Annotated in this window: 23 protein-coding genes and 1 tRNA gene; 19 read left to right on the top strand and 5 right to left on the bottom strand. The window is 56.5% G+C overall.

Annotated features, from left to right (window positions below):
• The first annotated feature begins 336 nt into the window (after positions 1-336).
• The 7 genes from F8N80_RS31105 (at position 337) to F8N80_RS04285 (ending at position 4,583) form a co-directional block, all read left to right on the top strand.
• On the top strand, positions 337-516 hold the full coding sequence (locus F8N80_RS31105; RefSeq protein ID WP_191632856.1) for a hypothetical protein: 180 nt from the start codon (positions 337-339) through the stop codon (positions 514-516).
• Positions 485-1,996: a hypothetical protein gene (locus F8N80_RS04310; RefSeq protein ID WP_150783279.1), complete on the top strand. Its 1,512-nt coding sequence runs from the start codon at positions 485-487 to the stop codon at positions 1,994-1,996. The genes F8N80_RS31105 and F8N80_RS04310 overlap by 32 nt, the downstream gene beginning before the upstream one ends.
• Positions 1,997-2,042: 46 nt before the next feature.
• Entirely contained in the window at positions 2,043-2,480 is a 438-nt protein-coding gene (locus tag F8N80_RS04305; protein ID WP_150783278.1) for a hypothetical protein, read from the top strand.
• A 189-nt stretch (positions 2,481-2,669) separates the two neighbouring features.
• Positions 2,670-3,104, top strand: a complete 435-nt coding sequence (locus F8N80_RS04300; RefSeq protein ID WP_150783277.1) for a hypothetical protein — start codon at positions 2,670-2,672, stop codon at positions 3,102-3,104.
• A 182-nt stretch (positions 3,105-3,286) separates the two neighbouring features.
• Positions 3,287-3,847 (top strand): recombinase family protein, encoded by a 561-nt coding sequence (locus tag F8N80_RS04295; RefSeq protein WP_150783276.1) that lies wholly within the window; start codon positions 3,287-3,289, stop codon positions 3,845-3,847.
• 303 nt (positions 3,848-4,150) lie between these two features.
• Positions 4,151-4,375 carry a hypothetical protein gene (locus tag F8N80_RS04290; RefSeq protein WP_150783275.1) on the top strand — a complete coding sequence of 75 codons (225 nt, stop codon included), beginning with the start codon at positions 4,151-4,153 and terminating at the stop codon, positions 4,373-4,375.
• Positions 4,365-4,583: a hypothetical protein gene (locus tag F8N80_RS04285; protein WP_150783274.1), complete on the top strand. Its 219-nt coding sequence runs from the start codon at positions 4,365-4,367 to the stop codon at positions 4,581-4,583. The genes F8N80_RS04290 and F8N80_RS04285 overlap by 11 nt, the downstream gene beginning before the upstream one ends.
• An 80-nt stretch (positions 4,584-4,663) precedes the next feature.
• Here the strand turns inward: F8N80_RS04285 and F8N80_RS04280 are convergent, their stop codons facing one another.
• A complete protein-coding gene (locus tag F8N80_RS04280) occupies positions 4,664-5,035 on the bottom strand; it encodes a Rap1a/Tai family immunity protein (RefSeq protein ID WP_150783273.1) in 372 nt (123 codons plus the stop codon).
• A 106-nt stretch (positions 5,036-5,141) separates the two neighbouring features.
• Between F8N80_RS04280 and F8N80_RS04275 the strand changes: the two genes are divergently transcribed.
• Positions 5,142-5,726, top strand: coding sequence for a hypothetical protein (locus tag F8N80_RS04275; protein WP_150783272.1), 585 nt, complete (start codon positions 5,142-5,144; stop codon positions 5,724-5,726).
• Here the strand turns inward: F8N80_RS04275 and F8N80_RS04270 are convergent.
• Together F8N80_RS04270 and F8N80_RS04265 are read right to left on the bottom strand one after the other, a co-directional pair.
• Entirely contained in the window at positions 5,710-6,018 is a 309-nt protein-coding gene (locus F8N80_RS04270; RefSeq protein ID WP_150783271.1) for a hypothetical protein, read from the bottom strand. The two genes, F8N80_RS04275 and F8N80_RS04270, sit on opposite strands and share 17 nt — an antisense overlap.
• 80 nt (positions 6,019-6,098) lie before the next feature.
• On the bottom strand, positions 6,099-7,610 hold the full coding sequence (locus tag F8N80_RS04265) for a site-specific integrase (RefSeq protein ID WP_150783270.1): 1,512 nt from the start codon (positions 7,608-7,610) through the stop codon (positions 6,099-6,101).
• Positions 7,611-8,161: 551 nt separating this feature from the next.
• On the opposite strand from F8N80_RS04265, the gene F8N80_RS04260 reads away from it, so the two are divergent.
• The 10 genes from F8N80_RS04260 (at position 8,162) to F8N80_RS04215 (ending at position 13,907) form a co-directional block, all read left to right on the top strand.
• Positions 8,162-8,237, top strand: a tRNA-Phe gene (locus F8N80_RS04260).
• Between the two features lie 300 nt (positions 8,238-8,537).
• Complete coding sequence (locus F8N80_RS04255; protein ID WP_150747026.1) at positions 8,538-8,771, top strand: DUF4160 domain-containing protein; 234 nt, start codon at positions 8,538-8,540, stop codon at positions 8,769-8,771.
• Positions 8,772-8,774: 3 nt separating this feature from the next.
• On the top strand, positions 8,775-9,233 hold the full coding sequence (locus F8N80_RS04250) for a DUF2442 domain-containing protein (protein ID WP_150747027.1): 459 nt from the start codon (positions 8,775-8,777) through the stop codon (positions 9,231-9,233).
• Between the two features lie 101 nt (positions 9,234-9,334).
• Positions 9,335-10,672 carry a serine hydrolase domain-containing protein gene (locus F8N80_RS04245; RefSeq protein ID WP_150747028.1) on the top strand — a complete coding sequence of 446 codons (1,338 nt, stop codon included), beginning with the start codon at positions 9,335-9,337 and terminating at the stop codon, positions 10,670-10,672.
• A 259-nt stretch (positions 10,673-10,931) separates the two neighbouring features.
• Positions 10,932-11,303 carry a bacteriocin gene (locus tag F8N80_RS04240; protein ID WP_150747029.1) on the top strand — a complete coding sequence of 124 codons (372 nt, stop codon included), beginning with the start codon at positions 10,932-10,934 and terminating at the stop codon, positions 11,301-11,303.
• Positions 11,304-11,491: 188 nt separating this feature from the next.
• The gene (locus F8N80_RS04235; protein ID WP_064678911.1) at positions 11,492-11,926 is read left to right on the top strand and encodes a glycine zipper domain-containing protein; all 435 of its coding nucleotides are present in this window, start codon (positions 11,492-11,494) and stop codon (positions 11,924-11,926) included.
• Positions 11,927-12,054: 128 nt separating this feature from the next.
• A complete protein-coding gene (locus F8N80_RS04230) occupies positions 12,055-12,234 on the top strand; it encodes a hypothetical protein (protein ID WP_150783269.1) in 180 nt (59 codons plus the stop codon).
• A gap of 106 nt (positions 12,235-12,340) precedes the next feature.
• A complete protein-coding gene (locus F8N80_RS04225; protein ID WP_150747031.1) occupies positions 12,341-12,559 on the top strand; it encodes a hypothetical protein in 219 nt (72 codons plus the stop codon).
• 101 nt (positions 12,560-12,660) lie between these two features.
• On the top strand, positions 12,661-13,050 hold the full coding sequence (locus F8N80_RS04220) for a hypothetical protein (RefSeq protein WP_150747032.1): 390 nt from the start codon (positions 12,661-12,663) through the stop codon (positions 13,048-13,050).
• Between the two features lie 161 nt (positions 13,051-13,211).
• On the top strand, positions 13,212-13,907 hold the full coding sequence (locus F8N80_RS04215) for an HAD-IA family hydrolase (protein WP_150747033.1): 696 nt from the start codon (positions 13,212-13,214) through the stop codon (positions 13,905-13,907).
• Between the two features lie 150 nt (positions 13,908-14,057).
• Here F8N80_RS04215 and F8N80_RS04210 read toward each other — a convergent pair whose 3' ends face one another.
• Positions 14,058-14,804 carry a 3-oxoacyl-ACP reductase family protein gene (locus tag F8N80_RS04210; protein WP_150747034.1) on the bottom strand — a complete coding sequence of 249 codons (747 nt, stop codon included), beginning with the start codon at positions 14,802-14,804 and terminating at the stop codon, positions 14,058-14,060.
• 124 nt (positions 14,805-14,928) lie between these two features.
• On the opposite strand from F8N80_RS04210, the gene F8N80_RS04205 reads away from it, so the two are divergent.
• On the top strand, positions 14,929-15,852 hold the full coding sequence (locus F8N80_RS04205) for a LysR family transcriptional regulator (RefSeq protein WP_150747035.1): 924 nt from the start codon (positions 14,929-14,931) through the stop codon (positions 15,850-15,852).
• 247 nt (positions 15,853-16,099) lie between these two features.
• Here F8N80_RS04205 and F8N80_RS04200 read toward each other — a convergent pair whose 3' ends face one another.
• On the bottom strand, positions 16,100-16,828 hold the full coding sequence (locus F8N80_RS04200; protein WP_150783268.1) for an aspartate/glutamate racemase family protein: 729 nt from the start codon (positions 16,826-16,828) through the stop codon (positions 16,100-16,102).
• Between the last annotated feature and the right edge of the window lie 28 nt (positions 16,829-16,856).

Below are 16,856 nucleotides of genomic sequence, written 5' to 3'. Positions count from 1 at the left end.
TTCTCTCCCGCTGTACCCATATACCCGACTGCCGATACATCGATGGAAACGGACAGTTTCTGTCTGTGTCCTGCAATCCCGTCCTCGCCGTAGAGCTGGTGATCGCGTGATGCATCGGGTGATTTGCTTCCGCAACTGAAGTAATACGCGCACTTCCCCATATAAGTAGCAAACTACTTCATGCCAACGCACCAACTGGCTTAGTCGGTTTCGTGCTGCCCGGAGAAAGACGGTTGAAGGGCCGGGTAGTATAGATTTATGACACGCTAATATGAGCAACTCCGCGTGATACGTGGCTTTCAGCCAATCACCGACTATAGAAAATGAGTGTAAACCATGCGATTGATCGTGAACGAGCAGGCTCAGAAGGAGCTGATCGAGATGATGCAGGCAAGGGGCAAGTACAACCCTTCTTACTTCATAAACCTTCTGATTACAGAAGCATATAAACAGTATTTTGAAATCCCAAACACTGAGGGAAACAATGGAAAGCCGGAAACAACCCACGCAGCGTAACTACATCTGCTGCCAGTGCAGCACCGAGTACCCCGCCAAAAAATTCACCGAGAAGTCCCAACGCTACTGCACCAGCGTATGCCGTAAAAAGGCCCACAGGGCGAGGCAGCCCAGCAAGAAGGTAGAGAACAGATTTGCCAAACTTGCCAAGAACACCTTCTGGCGGTGGGTGATCAGGGAATGCCGAGAGGCTGGCACTGTTCAAGTTCTGACCGGACACACGTCCGCCACCTTGTTAGTTCTGCATTCGTTAAGCGGCGCCATGTACAAGTGTTACGGCTGGAGCAGCGACCAGAAGACGAACCTGTTCAACATCTGCCATATCCAGCCACGGAAGGGCGGGAACGGTTACCTCGGTCTGCTTCACCCGGCAAACCTGTTCATCGGTTGCAGCCAAATGAACCGGGGGCAGAGCAACAAGCCAGTGCCTACCGATGCAGGTCTGAGAATCGCCACTAGTACTTTGAAGCGGAAGTGGGCAGTAGAGCAGGGCGACACAAACGCAGCCATTGCCGAAAAGATCCGCGCCTTTCTAAATAAGGCACTTGATGACTATCTCGACCAAGCCTCGTCGATTGACCTCGATAAGCGCCACACCCTTGCCCGGCGGATCTACAACCGCCAGCAGAAGGGAACCGCCATCCGCAACCTTGACCGTCAATGGACATTGAGCGAGCTGGAGTCACGCGATATCGAAGTCGAAGTGCTGGAGCATATGGACGCGCACCAACGCGGCAAGACGACACCCAACAAGTTCCAGCCAGAGGTATATGCAAGGGCCATCCTGTGCATTTACGCCGATGAGCTGGAGCGTGTCGCCAACACAGCCACCGGGCGCCACCAGGGACACTGCCAGGTAATGTTACGTCTGGTGCGTGTGTTAGGAATGTACTTGGCCCAGACCGAGGACTTTATCCAGCGGCAACACGGTAGTTTCCTCAAGCCCGTCAATGCTACGTGGACACCATTACAGTACTTCTGCCCCCGGAACCCGTGGAAACCGTCAGCACGCATGGTAGATTCTGATCGACAGGGGTTGGTCAAACTGATTACAGAAGCGGCGTTCAATGCATTACAGGGCCTGAATATTCCCGTGGAAATGTTGGATGCGAAGTTGGTGAAGCGCATGCACCTACAGACACTGGTGCCTGTCGTAGAGATTCCTGAGCAATGGTCGTGGGAAGCTTGCGGATCGAACTGGGAAGGTTACACCGCCAACTTGTACCGCTCGTTCGAGAGCACGTGGCAAGCGCTGATGGACGTAGGCATCTGCACTGCCGACGAGATCGCAGCAGCTCGTACAGGCGTACTGGAGAGCCTACATACCGCAATCGGACATGGGCGCCAGCAGTACAAGAATCAACCCTGCTTCAAGCGATGGTATCGCAACAAGTACTACAGCGACTGGGGCTTCAAGGGTTACCCGGCCTATCTGGAGTTTCCACCAGTGGCAGCAGAGCAATCACCGTTGGCTGCGTAGTGGGAGGGGACTTCACCCCAAGCTACTTGTCAATAAGGACTATGGAATGAGAATAACGAGAAACAAGGTGCGGGTGCTTGAAGCGCTCGCTTTTATTGATGCCGACAAAGGCATGTACCCCCCATATAACGCTGTACGGGTCCAGGGGGTGTTGAAGGACGACCTCGGGTATGGTGACTACGATCTAGCCAACCTGACGAGAACGCTGAAGTCTCTTGTGGATCAGGGGTTGGTTGAGTGCTCGCTGGGGCCAGTGGATATGTCTGGCACCAATGGCTTTGTGCAGCGGTGGTTTGAGCAGCAGAGAATGAAGTACTGGCCAGCAGACCTCGACCTTGCAGAGATGGAATTGACGTACAAAGGTACGCCGGAAGAGCAGGAGTTGAAGTGGGACAATGCCTTCCGGCGACTAGGTGGTCTGCCGATGCTCACGATGGAAGAGTTCCGAGCGAACAATGCACGTAAGGCAGCAGCCCTCGGGTAACTAGTAAGGAACTAACTGGGTATCTATTCCTTATAGGCGTCGGTAACAACCGCTACACCACCCTACGCCCGCCAAAGCCCCCTGTTTCCGGTGTGTTCCCGCTACAGGTGTCAAGCCAGCCCTTCTTTTCACATACTTCATGATGGGCAGGCGCTATCATCGAAGATCTATTACGCAGGAGCGGTACGAATGGCTGATGAGCAGAAGATAAGGCTAACAGACAACCAGAGAAGGCTGTTGAATCAGGCGATGGGAAGATTCGACAAGATGCTCTGGGAGCTAATAGACAAAGCCAAGGATGCGGACGGCATGACACGTCCAGAGGAAAAGCTATCCAGCAACGGTGACTTTCGAAAAATGGCTCTGGCGTATCACTCTAGGTTCGAAGAGCACCTCAAGAAGAATAATCTGGTCATCCCTGTTTTTATCCAAGCATCACAGGAATCGCTGTACCACCTGCATCAAATTGTGCCGGGGCAGTCCCGAAACTATGTTCGTCAGAATCTGAACGAATACAGGTGCTGTTTGTTACACCGCATGGAGAGAGACACCGTCAATGTGACCTACGCGTGCAATGGGGCACATCCAACGATTTATCCAGTTCCGCCACAATCCAGCGTTTGAGTTGGCGGGCAACATAGCACTTCGCTCGTGATCGTTTTGACATAGAGTTCGGTATCATCAAATGACCGTTAAACGATACCGTCTATCCGATACTCAAAGTGGTGTCATCAAGTGTGGGTAGACTGGTTGTTGATACCAGTGCAAAATGATCCCACCGTTAATGACACCAAGAGATACGAGAGATGAGCCGCCTATTCGCGTATGGTCGTGTATCCACAACCGAGCAACACACAGACAACCAACTGGTGGCACTCGCCAGCAAGGGCTTCGATATCCTCCCTGCTCGCTGGTTCTCTGAGCAGATTAGCGGTGGAGTGCCAGCCCTACAGCGTCCTCAGTTCGGCAAGATGTTCGAACGTCTGGAAGCGGGCGATACCCTCGTAGTGCTGAAGTTGGATCGTCTAGGTCGCGATGTGCAAGACGTCCTCGCCACAGTTGAGAAGTTGGCTGCTGTAGGTGTCCACGTTCGCTCCCTCGACCTTGATGGCGTAGACCTCACCAGTGCAGCGGGCAAGCTACAGCTCACCGTGCTGGCTGCTGTAGCAGCGTTTGAGCGCGACCGTATTAAGGAACGCACGAAAGAAGGCTTGGCCCGTTCCACCAAGAAGGGTGGTCGTCCAGTAGCAGTTGAAACCACCAAGTCTGTACAAGCGTTGAAAGCCAAAGACATGACACAGTCTCAAGTAGCTGGTGAACTGAAGATCGGTATTGCTACAGTGAAACGCCACTGGAATAAGGCCTAGTCCTCTTCCCGCGAATACCGCAGCCCCGTCAAGTGCGGGGCTTTTCTTTTGTCCGCAATATTCGCCGATTCTAGCCGCTGAGAGTGAGGTGGCACGGGAATGTCGTTAAGGCTCGACCCACACTGAGTGGGATTTCCACCGTTCTGCCGAATCCTACTATCTGATATTGCCGCCACAGATTCACGACTGGTATTACCCAAGGGTGACTGAAAAAATTGAAAAGTGGGGTATCACCGGATGTGGAAAAGTGTCTTACTCGCTGCTCCAGCAACGCCAACCACACTGGTAACTAATGGAGGCACCATGACGGAAACCAACCTCATCCTTGCACTGCAAGCGTTGGACGAAGCTTACGTTGCGTTTAAGAAGGAAAACGAACAACTCGATCAGAAGATCGAGCAATGTCTTCACGCTGGCGGACCTTGGCCAACAGAGGCCGACTATAGGGTCTGGACGGATGCAGCAGATGCACTGCGTAAGGCAGGGCAGGTACACGGTGAAGAGGTAGCCAGCAGTCATGGCGGATAACTCGGATGCGAACATCGCGATTGCAGACACGCTGACATTGCTCCTGCATAACCAGCATGCCTTAGCCGCTGCCATCGAGGAGATAACCAAATGGCTCTCTGAGAATGGTGTGGGGAGTGTTGCCGTTAACGCAATGTCCGCCATGGAAACGCTGGACGCAAATGCTCAAGCCATCACAGATGCGATTATGAGGGTACGCCAATCGTAGGTATCGAGCAGTTCGCACTCACTCCGTGGTAACCCCGGCCATAGGGTTGTACGTTAAAGCAGTCTTTGCCATGCACTGAGTCACTTCTTGCAGGGAAATGCACCCATGTAGGCAATCACTGTGAGCATCGATGCGGGCAGGTGAAGCTGGTCCGGGTGTTCTTGCAAGTACTTCACCACGATCCTCGCCTTCTGGATGTTTGTGGTTCCAGCCACTGGATAGCAGGTTTTCATGTTGGAAGTAACCGAATCATTCAATACAAGTATTGCCCCCTCAACACCATCAACCATCCCCGTGCATTGGCCCACATCGAAAGCGGATACGTTCTTGTCGCCCTCGGAATACTTGATCGTTGTTTGGCAGGAGCTGAGCAGACCGTTTCCGTCTAGTGCCATGGCACTCCCACTTGCCAGTGTCCCTATTATTGCAGTCGCTCCAATCCATGCCTTCATCGTCAGCTCCTATCGTCGTGTGCGGGAGCTTATCGCCTCTGTTGGCCCTGTGCTACTACAAGGCTGCCTCTGATAACATCGGATGAAATCAGCCTGTGGGGGCAGCATGGCTCAAGTCACTCCAAGTAAAACGTCTACTCCTGATCGTGAGATGCACTGGGCATTACGTGCTGTAGTCAGAGCGGTTATTGGCGCATTTATCACTCCGATCATTGGGTACTACTTCAAAGTTCCCTATTTGAGTGCTGCAGTGTCCTGGGTGTGCGTGAGATTTGTCGAGCTACTTGATTGGCTGGGCGAAGACACCGCACTACAACGCTTGCAGGTTCTTAGTGCCGTGGCAGTTGGTTGTGCCTTGGCGACCTTAGCGTTCTGGCTATGGAGAAGACTTGTCGCCAGTGAAGCAAAAAATGCGGAAAGAGAGGGGCCTCAGTCGTTGGTGCTGGATGCAGATCAGCTTGCGGTTCTGCGTGTTATCGGGATGCATGTCGAGCGAAACGCTCACTTACGTTTCGATATCGTCGTGCGGAGAACGGGGTTGACCCGAATCGCCACCCAAGCCGCATTGACTGCTCTGCGGGAGAACGATCTGATACCGCTAGGTCAATGGACCGATGAACTTGCTTCGCTTACCAATGCTGGCAATACCTATATTTTGCAATCCGGATTGCTCGTTACTTCCGAGCTGTAGTGTGATCACCGTAGGCGTATCTCGTGCATAACGCTTCCTGTTCACGCTCGCGGATGTACATTTCGCTCAGCGTCCGCTGAAAACGTTCGTGCTCAATCTTCAATGCGGCCAACTCTGTCGAGCGGTCCCGGTGCATGATGATCAGCTTGGCGATGTTCTTGTGGGCGTTCCGCAAGTCGCGGCGTGTCGTCTCCAGCTCGGCACACAGTAGGGTGCACTGGTGCTTCAGCATCTCTTCGCGGATCGGCATCCCGAGTTCAAAGCCGGTGTCATCGATCAAATCGTCTTCCATCACACGCACATTAACACTGTATGTGTGTACAGTGTAATGGCAGGTGGCGATGTTCAATCTGTCTGCGATGGGTGACCGCCTTACTCGGCGGCTAGGGTAGGGAGTCTGGAGATGGCTTCCAGCTTCTGTGCTGTCGTCGCACCTTTCGAATACACGGCGTGAGTCACTGATTTATTATCGTGACCAACCAGTTCTTTTGCCAAGGCGTCTGGCACGTCAGCCCTGATCAGCCCAGTGACTACGGTGTGGCGGAAACTGTGGAAAACGTGGAGTTTGCTGAAGCCTGCTGTTTTACGCAATCTGCCAAACGCCTTCGATATTGCGTGCGAGCGTTTTCCATATTTGTCGGCGGATTCTGTGGGGATGAGGAAAGTATCAGTGGAGTCTTCGCTCAGACGATCAATGGTCAGCAACAAGCTTGGATGAATCGGCACTACACGTTTGCTCGCCTTGTTTTTGCTACGCGGGAAGTCGAAGCATCGGATGCCATCGACAGTGACCACACTGTCCTTGGCGAGGCGGCATAGTTCTTCGATCCTGCCCCCGGTGTACCAACCCAGTGCGATAAGATCCGCAAGCGGTTTATCTTTGTTGTCCAGTGCGGCTTGATGCAGCTTGAGTGCGTCTGCCCGCGAGTAGATTTCCCTGTCTTGGCCTGCTGTCTCGGAGCCCCCACCCTGCGGCAGTTCGTGGCCTTTGAACGGGTTCACCTTGTCTTTGTATTCTTCACGCCAACTAGCGTCGTATTTCATTGCCCAGTTCCAAAACGCCGTGCCAGCCATGAGGTACTGGCCTAACGTAGCTGGTGCACGATCAAGCGATTTCAGCCATGCGTCTACCGTGTCGAAGTTGATCGGCAACCCTTCTTCCTTTAAGAAGTCCGACAACCGCTCCATCTTGCCCACTTGCTGATCGACATGTTTTGGCGCGCCACCACGACTCTCCCGGAACTCTCGGTAGCTCTTCAGGCGAGCGGGGGTAATTGGGGACTTCGGTTTATAGACCGCCGGATCAAGCACTATTGCCTTCGCTTCGGCTACTTCAGTGGGCGTGAGGTTGTATTTGTATGCCGTCATCTGCTGTTCGATTGAGCGAACAAGGTCCGCAGCCCTCTCCACCGCCTCAACCATGGTTGGGGGAAGTGTTTCAAAATGAGCCATGACTTGCTGAACGATACCTGGCGGCCCATTTTCCTCCCACTTGTGGGCGGCCTGAATCATTGCTTCTCTGCCTCGTAGAAACCAGTCGAGACGGGCATCCGACACGTCGGTAGTCAGAACTCGGTCGGACGGCGGTAGCTTGATAGCTGTCAAAAGCTCGCTATCCACAATCTCGTGTAGCGTGACGCTCTTCGACGCAAGTTCGGTTCGCCAGTTCTCCTTGAGCACCTGTAACTTTGCTCTGGCCGCTTGGATTTCTGCCTTCCACTGGGTGAGATAGGGAAGGCGAGCGACCATGGCCTCTCTGCGTAGTCCAGTCTTCAGCGACCGGATAAAGACCTTCGCTCCCAATACACGCTGTACATCAGCCGGAATAGCCATCTTCACATACCATGTGGATTCGCCTGCCTTCTGAATCAGGTTGTCTGCCATTTGAACGCCTTGCAGTTGGGAGTGGTACAGCGGATTGTACTACTCGATTGTACTACTATTCACGCTGAGAGCCCCGTAATGCCGGCGTTACTGGTCAAAAAGACTGTTAAGTTCGAATCTCTCCTTCACCGCCACATTTAAACGCAAAAGCCCTGATGATTCAGGGCTTTTTCGTTTCTGCGTTTCTGAAAAAAAATCCCAGCCCATGCTTTGGCTCATACCCTGGATGGCTCAGTGCTGTGCGACCAAAGGCTAATTATTCCGGCGGTTTCCAAGCGGTGTAGTCCAGCAGCGATCCGTCGATCGATCTGACTTGCATCGTTGTAATCGGGATCATCCTCTGGCGACACCAACGCACGAACGCCAGGCAGCGATCGTCAGCAGACACTAATAGCGCGTCTCAGCGTGCTGGTTCACATGGTGATTGGGTTCATGGTTTTTAAGGCTGTACTTTTCCACATTACGGTCAACCGTAAGTATAGGTATTCATTGGGGTTTTTTTTGATTTCGTGCTTGACGCCCCAGCCGTAAAAACGTTTAATCCTGCTGCGGCCCAGATAGCTCAGTCGGTAGAGCAGGGGATTGAAAATCCCCGTGTCGGCGGTTCGATTCCGTCTCTGGGCACCACTAATACCGAACAAAAAGCCCCAGCCATGCGCTGGGGCTTTTTGCTTTCTGTAGGTAAAAAATTCCGAGACCGGGCCATTCTCGGCTAACGACCGAACCAGGAGCCTTGCCTGCAGTCCACGTGCTTTAGCGGCATCAAGCACCCGTTCAATTCGAGTACGTAATTTTTCGGACTCCTTCACCGCCATATTCGATTCAAGCAAAACCCCTGATTTCGAGAGAAGTCAGGGGTTTTGTGGTTTCTGCCGTCTGAAAAAAATGTTGGTTGTGCTAGAGAAAAAATTTCCCTAGCATTGTTCTATGGCTACCCTTCATAGCGAACGAAACTGGAAAATAAAAATCTATCCGGACGACCATGCGCCGCCGCACTTTCACGTGCAGACGCCTGATGGGGAGTCGTTGGTGCAGATCGAAGGGCTCGTCGTTTTGGGCAAAGGCGCTGAAAACAAAGCCTTGAAAGCAGCCCTGCTGTGGGCAGGAGCACATATCGCCGAACTCTGGCGGGTATGGAACGAGCAAAACCGGAGGAACTGACTAATGACCAGCAAGCTTCGCATTTCTGCTGTGCAACCAGTTGCCGGCAAACATGCCCTTGACATCGAGTGGAACAACGGCAAACGGCATACCGTTGATGTCACCGAACACATCAAGACCTTTCCCGTACTCAAGCCGCTGCAAGACCTGAAGCTGTTCGGCAAGGTTGCGGTGGGCGAGTGGGGATTTGATGTGACATGGGGAAATGATCTCGAGCTCGCAGCTACGACTCTGCATCGTCTGGCCCTGGAGCAATCCGGAGAGGTCATGCCTACCAGCGATTTCAAGCGGTGGATGTTGACCAACAATCTCTCGCTTTCCGCAGCCGCTGTTGAGTTGGGGTTTACTCGCCGAACCATTACCGCTTACAGCAGTGGTAAGGCGTTGATACCCAAACACGTCGGGCTAGCGTGCAAGGGGTGGGAGTACGAGCATAAAGGCCACGGTGAGAATTGCATTTAGATTTTGGTAACGACGGCTGTTTCTCATCGAACTAACTTAACCCTCTAAAGCCTTCGGGTGGGGGTTTCTGCTACCCGAACCCCTCGAACGGAATCGACACCATGTCTCACCTTCGCATCTCCTCCCGCCGCTTGGCTGTGTCCATCACAGCCGTGTTGATGGGCGTCATGTCATCCCTCGCCACCGCATCCCCTGCCGCAACCTTCCCCGACGCCGCCGCCAGTGACCCCGCAAAACTTGGCTGGATGGTCGGCTCCCCACCGCCCGCCGATCGCACTGTACGTTTCGAGGACGGCAGCTATTTCCAGTTCCCGGCGATGCGCTGGAGTGTGTCGAACTTCCGTCAGCTCATGCCGACGATCAACGTTTCGCGAGGGCTTGGCGCACCGGTTCCATTGCCAATGGCGTTGCGCAACGACATCGACGCCATCAGCTTCGTCCCGCTGGGCGCAAAGGCGTCGATGACCTGGGATCAATCCCTCGCGGCCACCTATACCGACGGGATTGTGGTGATGCATCGCGGCAAGGTTGTCTACGAACGGTACTTTGGCGTGCTGAAGCCTGAAGGCCAGCATGCGGCGATGTCGGTGACCAAATCCGTGGTCGGCACGTTGGGGGCGATGTTGGTGGCTGAAGGGCGGATCGACGCGGATAAGCACGTCGCCGAGTACGTCCCCGAACTGGCGAACTCCGCGTTTGGCAGTGCCACGGTGCGTCAGGTTCTGGATATGACGACCGCGCTCAAATACAGCGAGGACTATGCCGACCCGAACGCCGAAGTCTGGGCCCATGCCAAGGCCGGTAGTCCTTTGCCCAAGCCGAAGGACTACACGGGGCCGCGCAGTTATTACGAGTTTTTACAGACGGTGCAGCTGCAAGGCGAGCATGGCAGCGCTTTCGCCTACAAAACCGTCAACTCCGACGTAGTGGGCTGGATCATCGCTCGAGTGACCGGTCGTAACGTCGCGCAGGTGTTGTCCGAGCGTATCTGGAGTCGGCTGGGGGCTGAGCAGGATGCCTATTTCACAGTGGATTCCATCGGCACCCCGTTTGCCGGCGGCGGCTTGAACACTGGCTTGCGCGACCTGGCCCGGTTTGGCGAAATGTTGCGCAATGATGGCAAGTTCAACGGTCAGCAGATCGTGCCCGAAGCGGTGGTGGACGACATCCGCCATGGCGGCGACAGGCAGGCATTTGCCAAGGCCGGTTATGGCTTGCTCAAGGGCTGGAGCTATCGCTCGATGTGGTGGGTGACGAACAAGGAAGGCGGCGCCTTCATGGCGCGCGGAGTCTATGGTCAGCGTGTTTATGTCGACCCGAAAGCCGAGATGGTGATTGTTCGCTATGCGTCCCATCCGGTTGCCGCTAATTCAGCCAATGATCCGGTGACGTTGCCGGCGTTCGAGGCGTTGGCTCAGTATCTGTCCACGTTGCCCTGAGTGCAGGCGAGTGTTTCCCACGAATTCTTTCACAAAGTTTTCACACCCGTCGACGTAGTCTCAGCTCATCCGTTAGAAAGCAATACTCCAGCCCGTCTCCCCAGCGGGCTTTTTTTTGCCTGTCATAAAACCTTTTCCATAAACGCTGTCCAACCGTCGCCAACTGTGTGGTTGCGGCGACTTGTCTGTGGTCGTTGCTTCATGAACAACATTCAATGACTGCCCTATCGGTTTCCCTTTTTTTTTGAGGTTTCTCGTCATGCGTTTAACTCTGCCCGCTCTGTTTCTGGGACTTTTGGTTGCTCAAGGTGCAATGGCTGCCGGCGACGGTACTGCCGCGTTGGGTGGCGGCCTGGGTGGTGCGCTGGGTAATGTGGTCGGCCAGAAAATGGGCGGCAGCACCGGTGCAGCGATTGGTGCCGGTGTGGCTGGCGCGGCGGGCAGTGCGGTTGCCGCACGCAAAGGCAGCCGTACCAAGGCCGCCATCGGTGGCGGTATCGGCGCGGCGGGCGGTTCGGTGATCGGCAACAGCCTGGGCGGCAAGACCGGTTCCACCATCGGCGCCGGCCTGGGTGGTGCATTGGGCGGTGGGGTGGGCAGCAACCTGTCCAAGGGTCACAAGCGTCATTGATTGTGAGTGATCGATTCGAGGCCCGGCTAAATGCCGGGCTTTTAGTATCAGGATGTGTCTTCCTGCACACTTTTAATCGACAGGCTGTCCAACCAACATCGCTGGCCGGATTCAGCGGGCGCAGATGCTAGACTCCGCCGATCCGTAGCGCGTTCACTTCCCCTGATACGGAATTAGAGGTTCATATCATGCGTTTGACATTGTCCACAGTGGTTCTGGGACTTTTGGTCGCTCAAGGTGCAATGGCTGCCGGTGACGGCACTGCTGCCGTTGGCGGTGGTATTGGCGGTGCGCTGGGTAACGTGGTCGGCCAGCAAATGGGCGGCAGCACGGGGGCAGCGATTGGTGCCGGCGTCGGCGGCGCGGCAGGCAGTGCGGTAGGCGCCCCAAAAGGCAGTCGGACCGAAGCGGCCATTGGCGGCGGATTGGGCTCGGCTGGCGGCTCGGTGATTGGTAACAGTCTCGGTGGCTCCACCGGCTCTACCATCGGCGCAGGCCTGGGCGGTGCGGCGGGTGGTGCGATCGGTAATAACCTGGGGACCGACAGCGGCAGTTCCCATTCCGGCAACGGCCACAAGCACAAGCATAAGAACAAACACAAGAACAAGAACAAGCATCACTGAGTCGACCCCGAATCAACGCGAAAACCCGGCCTGGTGCCGGGTTTGTCGTATCTGTGGTCCTGTTGCGGAACGATTGACTGAAGGCCGCCTCGAACTTCATACACTCCCTGATTGTTGCGAGGATTGCCATGACTCCTGAAACCGAAGGCACGGAAGAAAAAGGCCCGGGAGGGGTCCCATTCATCAACGATCCCGGCAATGAAGACCCGGGCTCCCTGATGGATGACGCGACGGTACCGCTCAACGATGCCGACGACGTGGGCCAGACCGAGTTTGAAGACGAGGACGAAGACGAAGACGAACAATGATCAGGCTCTGGGACCATCCTGACCGATCGTCCGCCTGATCGAACCGTGGCCATTGTGCTGTCATCGAAATTTCAGGACCTGATTTCAGGCCCCTGAGAGGTGTTTTATGAACGCTGATCCAAAAGATTCCGACATCGACGACACCCCTGAATACCCGCTGCCTTCTCCTACCGACCCGCTTCCACGCGACCAGCGCCCGCCGGATGATGACGCAGGAGTGGAGCAAGTGCCGAACGATGATGTGAGGCGCACTGACACTGATGTTGAAGCTACGCCTGACGATCCGGACATTGCCGGCAACGATGGCTCCAACGAGCCAAGTTGACGCACGTTCATGGCTTCCTCGCCGCTGGTCGATCGAGCGGCACCTTTAAAAAAGCGGAGGCTGCCGGAAATCAGGTCAGCAACTTTTAAAGGAGACACACCATGATCAGGTCAAAATTGACAGCCATGACGGTGGCCGGCGTGTTGTCGGTCGGCTCGATGGCGGTGTTGGCTCAGTCCGATGCGCCCATCGATAAAGGCGGCATGCCTCCCTCTACGGAGATGAATGCGGGTTCCGCCGATGGCAATGCCCTGCCACCTGGCTCCATCAAAGGCGGCAATGGCGGTGACGCCAGTGGGAGCAACACCCGCCCGGGGACGGGAAGCGGGTCAATGAGTGGTGGGAGTTCGATGGGGAGCGGTTCTGGAAGTGGGTCTGGAGAATCCGGTCGTTCGGGAATGAGTGGAAGCGGCAGCGGTGGCAGTTCGGGCAGTGCCGGTGGTGGTACGGGTAGCGCGGGCGGTGGTACAGGAGGCTCGGGAGGTGAGTGAATCGCTGAATCCCGGCCATCCTCCAGCAAAGGTTTTTGCATTCGTCGGGTGTGTTGCCGTTGCTCTATGACGGCTGCGCTCGTTATGCTGCTGAAACCTTTAATCAATCACGGATCCGGCCTTGCCCGAATCTCCGGGATGTTAAAAACGGATCAGATGCGATGAATGCAGCGCTGAATGAAATCGGCCCGATAAAGGCCGTGATTTTCGATATGGACGGCTTGCTGCTGGACACCGAGGGCATCTACACCGAAGTCACCTCCCTCATTGCGGGGCGTTATGGGCGGACCTTCGACTGGAGCGTCAAACAGAACATCATCGGCCGTGGGGCGAGTGATCTGGCGCGGTATGTGGTCGAGGCGCTGGACCTGCCGATTACTGCCGAAGAGTTTCTGCGTATCCGTGAACCACTGATGCGCGAGCGTTTTCCACAGGCGCTGGCGATGCCGGGCGCTCAGGAACTGGTTCGGCATCTGAAAGCCAACAATATTCCGATCGCGGTGGGCACCAGTTCCTCGCGTCAGTCGTTTGGCCAGAAAACCACCTTGCACCGCGACTGGTTTGCGCTATTCGACTTCATCGTCACCGCCGATGATCCGGAAGTCGGCGCGGCCAAACCGGCACCGGATATTTTCCTTACCGCTGCGCGGCGCCTGGGTGTATTGCCCGGGGACTGCCTGGTGTTCGAAGATTCGCCGTTCGGTGTCACGGCGGCGAAAGCGGCAGGGATGACGGCGATTGCGATTCCGGACGCGGCGATGGCCGACGAAAAGTACGCACACGCCGATGGCATTCTTCGTACGCTGAAGGCGTTCAATCCGAGTGCCTGTGGTTTGCCACACCTCGACTGGGCTTGACGACGGGAAAGTGAGAGCGGCGGTGCGACGATTCGACTTGCTCCGGGCGTTCCGACGAAGAGTGCGTGTCAGGCAACATTAAAGTTGGCTGACACAACGCCTTCGCGAGCACGCCCGCTCCCACAATGGATTGCGGTTGACTGACCTGAATCAGGCGCCGAAACCACCGTCGATGGTCAGGCTGGCACCGGTGATGTAGCCGGCTTCGGGGCCCACCAGGTAGGCGACGAAACTGGCGATTTCTTCCACTTGGCCGTAACGGCCCACCGCCATCAATGGGATCAGGCTTTCGGCGAAGTCGCCGCTGGCCGGGTTCATGTCGGTGTCGACCGGGCCGGGTTGCACGTTGTTGATAGTGATGCCCCGCGGGCCGAGGTCGCGAGCCAGGCCTTTGGTCAGGCCGACCAGCGCCGATTTGCTCATGGCGTACGGGCCGCCACCGGCGAAGGGCATGCGCTCGGCGTTGGTGCTGCCGATGTTGATGATGCGACCGCCTTCGGTCATGTGTCTGGCGGCGGCCTGGGTGGCGATGAACACACTGCGCACGTTGATCGCCAGCGTCTGGTCGAAGTCTTCGAGTTTGAAATCTTCGAGGGGCGCCACAGCCAGCACGCCGGCGTTGTTGACCAGGATATCCAGGCGACCGAAGGCTTCGACGGTGGCAGTGACGGCGCGGCGAATGGCCTCGGCGTCGGCACTGTCAGCCTTGATGGCCAGCGCGTTGCCGCCGTTGGCGGTGATGCTGTTCTGCAATTCTTCGGCCTTGACCGTGGAGCTGACGTAGGTGAAGGCGACTGTCGCGCCTTCAGCGGCCAGGCGTTTGACGATGGCCGCACCGATACCGCGGGAACCGCCTTGAATCAACGCCACTTTGCCGCTGAGGTTCTGAGTAGTCATATCGATCTCCAAGTCCCGAGGCGAGATGCCGCGGTTGATGGAGCCTAGTATCGATTCAGGATTACAGGCTGTGTAGACGGTCATTGCGCTAGTCTGTGTAAACCAGAAGTTTATAGTGACGCTTATGGAAACCTTCAGCAGTATCGAATGCTTCGTGCGCAGCGCCGAAGTCGGCAGCTTTGCCGAAGCCGCGCGGCGTCTGAGCCTGACCCCGGCGGCGGTGGGCAAGAGCGTCGCCAAGCTAGAGGCTCGATTGGGCGTGCGGCTGTTCCAGCGCAGCACCCGCAGCCTGACATTGACCGAAGCCGGTCATCTGTTTCTCGGCGAGGTCAGCGCCAGCCTGCTCACGATCCAGAATGCCGTGGCCAATCTGGCCAGTGCCGAAGGACGACCGGCCGGCACATTAAAGGTCAGCATGGGCACCGTGTTCGGACGCTTGTACATTGTGCCGTTGCTCGGGGAGTTTCTGCGACGGTTTCCGGCCATCAACCCGGACTGGCATTTCGATAACCGGCAGGTCGACCTGATCGCCCAAGGGTTCGATGCGGCGATTGGCGGGGGATTCGAACTGCCTCAGGGCGTGGTGGCGCGCAAGCTGACACCGGCGCATCGGGTGTTGGTGGCGTCAGCGCAATACCTGGCCGAGCGTGGGGCGATCGTCGAGCCCGAGGATCTCAAGCATCACGATGGCATTCTGATTCGATCGCCGCAAACCGGTCGCGTGCGCTCATGGCAGTTGACCAGTCGCACCCAACAACACAGTCCGTTGACGCTCAAGGCACGGATGACCATGAGTGATTCCGAGGCTGCCTGCGCCACTGCAGTCCAGGGCTTGGGCATCGCGCTGGTGAGCATGCCGTTCGCCGTGGGTTATCTGGAGGCCGGGGCGTTGCAGCGGGTGTTGCCGGAGTGGTATGTCGACGACGGCAATATTTCCATCTATTACGCAGAGCACAAGCTGCTGCCGGGCAAGACCCGGGCGTTTGTGGATTTCGTCATCGAGCAGTTTGCGGAGCAGGGGTTGGGGCGGCGGTTCAGTGCTCTTTGAGCCAGGCTTGGGACCGAGGTGCGGCCTTCGCGAGCAAGCCCGCTCCCACAGGGATTGGTGTCGTACGATGGTTATGTAAACGACACTGAAACCTGTTGGAGCCTGGCTTTGGACCGAGGTGCTGCCTTCGCGGGCAATTCGGATCGCCGCACCGCCGCTCCCACAGGGTTTTGTGTCGTACCACGGTTATGTAAACGACACAAAACCCTGTGGGAGCGAGCTTGCTCGCGAAGAACGATAACGCAGACTATCGGCCAAACCGCCCCGGCCAACCCACAATTTTCTTCGGCCGCGGCGTCGCATAAGTCCGCACCTTGGACGTCGACAACCCCAGCCGCACCAACGACTCGGCAATGGTCACCGCCGCCGTCACACCATCCACCACCGGCACCCCCGTACGCTGACGAATCTGCTCGTCCAGCCCGGCCATGCCGCCGCATCCCAGGCAAATCACCTCGGCCTTGTCCTCAAGCACCGCCAATTCCGCCTGACGCACAATGGCCTCCAGCGCGCGTTCGGGGTCGGACTCCAGCTCCAGCACGGCCAAGCCACTGGCTCGCACCGACGCACAGCGGTCCCAGAGCCCGGAAAGTTTGAGGCGATCCTCGATCAGCGGCACGGTGCGGTCCAGCGTCGTGACCACCGAATAGGCATGGCCGAGAAACATCGCGGTGCTGGCGGCCGCATCGGTGATGTCCACCACCGGCACGTTGAGCAACTCCTGTAACCCTTCGCGACCGTGCTCGCCGTAACCGGCCTGAATCACCGCGTCGAAGGGTTGGTCGTAGGCCATCACCCGATCCATCACGGCGATGGCGGCCAGGTAGCTTTCGAAGTTGCCTTCGATGGAATCGGCGCCGAAGAAGGGCGTCAGGCCGATGATTTCGGTGCCGGGTGCGGCCACGGAATGCGCCGAGCGGGCGATAGCCTGGGTGATGGATTCGGTGGTGTTGACGTTGACCACGAGAATGCGCATGGAAAGTCCTTATGACGGATGGTTCTGC

Origin of the sequence: Pseudomonas fluorescens (assembly GCF_902497995.1) — a bacterium.
Lineage (GTDB): Bacteria > Pseudomonadota > Gammaproteobacteria > Pseudomonadales > Pseudomonadaceae > Aquipseudomonas > Aquipseudomonas fluorescens_BK.
Note: the sequence above shows the minus strand (reverse complement) of the source record. Positions and strands in the feature narration are given on the sequence as shown.

Bases quoted from the DNA above. Each gene is read 5' to 3' on its own strand.
- F8N80_RS04265 (WP_150783270.1), bottom strand. From the start codon at position 7,610: ATGGCAGACAACCTGATTCAGAAGGCAGGCGAATCCACATGGTATGTG.
- F8N80_RS04205 (WP_150747035.1), top strand. From the start codon at position 14,929: ATGGAAACCTTCAGCAGTATCGAATGCTTCGTGCGCAGCGCCGAAGTC.
- F8N80_RS04275 (WP_150783272.1), top strand. From the start codon at position 5,142: ATGGCTCAAGTCACTCCAAGTAAAACGTCTACTCCTGATCGTGAGATG.
- F8N80_RS04255 (WP_150747026.1), top strand. From the start codon at position 8,538: ATGGCTACCCTTCATAGCGAACGAAACTGGAAAATAAAAATCTATCCG.
- F8N80_RS04285 (WP_150783274.1), top strand. From the start codon at position 4,365: ATGGCGGATAACTCGGATGCGAACATCGCGATTGCAGACACGCTGACA.
- F8N80_RS04245 (WP_150747028.1), top strand. From the start codon at position 9,335: ATGTCTCACCTTCGCATCTCCTCCCGCCGCTTGGCTGTGTCCATCACA.
- F8N80_RS04240 (WP_150747029.1), top strand. From the start codon at position 10,932: ATGCGTTTAACTCTGCCCGCTCTGTTTCTGGGACTTTTGGTTGCTCAA.
- F8N80_RS04215 (WP_150747033.1), top strand. From the start codon at position 13,212: ATGAATGCAGCGCTGAATGAAATCGGCCCGATAAAGGCCGTGATTTTC.
- F8N80_RS31105 (WP_191632856.1), top strand. From the start codon at position 337: ATGCGATTGATCGTGAACGAGCAGGCTCAGAAGGAGCTGATCGAGATG.
- F8N80_RS04305 (WP_150783278.1), top strand. From the start codon at position 2,043: ATGAGAATAACGAGAAACAAGGTGCGGGTGCTTGAAGCGCTCGCTTTT.
- F8N80_RS04225 (WP_150747031.1), top strand. From the start codon at position 12,341: ATGAACGCTGATCCAAAAGATTCCGACATCGACGACACCCCTGAATAC.
- F8N80_RS04295 (WP_150783276.1), top strand. From the start codon at position 3,287: ATGAGCCGCCTATTCGCGTATGGTCGTGTATCCACAACCGAGCAACAC.
- F8N80_RS04250 (WP_150747027.1), top strand. From the start codon at position 8,775: ATGACCAGCAAGCTTCGCATTTCTGCTGTGCAACCAGTTGCCGGCAAA.
- F8N80_RS04280 (WP_150783273.1), bottom strand. From the start codon at position 5,035: ATGAAGGCATGGATTGGAGCGACTGCAATAATAGGGACACTGGCAAGT.
- F8N80_RS04220 (WP_150747032.1), top strand. From the start codon at position 12,661: ATGATCAGGTCAAAATTGACAGCCATGACGGTGGCCGGCGTGTTGTCG.
- F8N80_RS04310 (WP_150783279.1), top strand. From the start codon at position 485: ATGGAAAGCCGGAAACAACCCACGCAGCGTAACTACATCTGCTGCCAG.
- F8N80_RS04290 (WP_150783275.1), top strand. From the start codon at position 4,151: ATGACGGAAACCAACCTCATCCTTGCACTGCAAGCGTTGGACGAAGCT.
- F8N80_RS04230 (WP_150783269.1), top strand. From the start codon at position 12,055: ATGACTCCTGAAACCGAAGGCACGGAAGAAAAAGGCCCGGGAGGGGTC.
- F8N80_RS04300 (WP_150783277.1), top strand. From the start codon at position 2,670: ATGGCTGATGAGCAGAAGATAAGGCTAACAGACAACCAGAGAAGGCTG.
- F8N80_RS04235 (WP_064678911.1), top strand. From the start codon at position 11,492: ATGCGTTTGACATTGTCCACAGTGGTTCTGGGACTTTTGGTCGCTCAA.
- F8N80_RS04210 (WP_150747034.1), bottom strand. From the start codon at position 14,804: ATGACTACTCAGAACCTCAGCGGCAAAGTGGCGTTGATTCAAGGCGGT.
- F8N80_RS04270 (WP_150783271.1), bottom strand. From the start codon at position 6,018: ATGGAAGACGATTTGATCGATGACACCGGCTTTGAACTCGGGATGCCG.
- F8N80_RS04200 (WP_150783268.1), bottom strand. From the start codon at position 16,828: ATGCGCATTCTCGTGGTCAACGTCAACACCACCGAATCCATCACCCAG.